The sequence below is a fragment of the Methylobacterium aquaticum genome (assembly GCF_001043915.1).
GTDB lineage: Bacteria > Pseudomonadota > Alphaproteobacteria > Rhizobiales > Beijerinckiaceae > Methylobacterium > Methylobacterium aquaticum.
The window spans coordinates 1-891 of sequence record NZ_LABX01000377.1; the positions used below are offsets into that span (position 1 = coordinate 1).

Genomic DNA, 891 nt, shown 5'->3' on the forward strand with positions numbered 1-891 from the left:
GAATTGTTTATAAGAGCCAGCCCCCCGCCCTGCCGCGTCCCCGGCTTGCCGGGCGCCACCAGATCGTCAATGCCGGCACGGCGATCGCGGCGTTGCGCGCCGCCGGCTTCGGCGACCTCGGCACCGAAGCGTTCGAGGCGGGGCTCGCGGCGATCGAATGGCCGGGCCGGTTGCAGCGCCTGCGCCGGGGCCGCCTCGCCGGCCTCGTCCCGCCGGGCTCCGAACTCTGGCTCGACGGCGGCCACAACATCGATGGCGGCCGCATCCTCGCCGCCGCGATGGCCGATCTCCAGGAGCGCGGCGACGCGCCGCTCGTCCTCGTGTCGGGGCTTCTCGGCACCAAGGACGCGGAAGGGTTCCTGGCCAACTTCGCCGGCCTCGCCCGCTTCCTGGTGGCGGTGCCGCTGGCCGGGCAGATGGCGGCGCGGCCGGCCGAGGAGGTCGCGGAGATCGCCGGGCGGGTGGGCCTCTCCGCCACGACGGCGCCGAGCGTCGAGGCGGCCCTGGTGTCCTTGGGCGACCGGGCCTGGGACCGCCCGCCGCGCGTGCTCATCTGCGGCTCGCTCTACCTCGCGGGCGCCGTGCTCGCCGCCAACGGCACCCCGCCGACCTGACGAAGCGGCTTGCGCGAAAGCGTTGCCGCCGCGTGAACGACGGGCGAGCGCGAAACGGTTATACGAGAGAGAAGCGTGGGATGGTTTGCCGGCAGGCTTGACATTGTCCACGCCCTCGTTTGCCGCGCCTGTCGTTGCTACCCCCATGTGGCGGAAGCGCTACATCGTGCGCGACGGAAATGGTCTAGCTTCCTCTGGATCGGGGAACCTGCTGGGGACCATCATGAAGAAACTCCTGAGTGCTTTCGCTGCCTTTACCGCGCTGACCGCCGCCGCT

At 71.5% G+C, this 891-nt stretch carries 1 protein-coding gene; it reads left to right on the plus strand.

Annotated features, from left to right (window positions below; genetic code table 11):
- Positions 1-614: folylpolyglutamate synthase/dihydrofolate synthase family protein (locus tag VP06_RS32350; protein ID WP_048467931.1), on the plus strand; the 614-nt coding region annotated here is incomplete at its 5' end.
- Between the last annotated feature and the right edge of the window lie 277 nt (positions 615-891).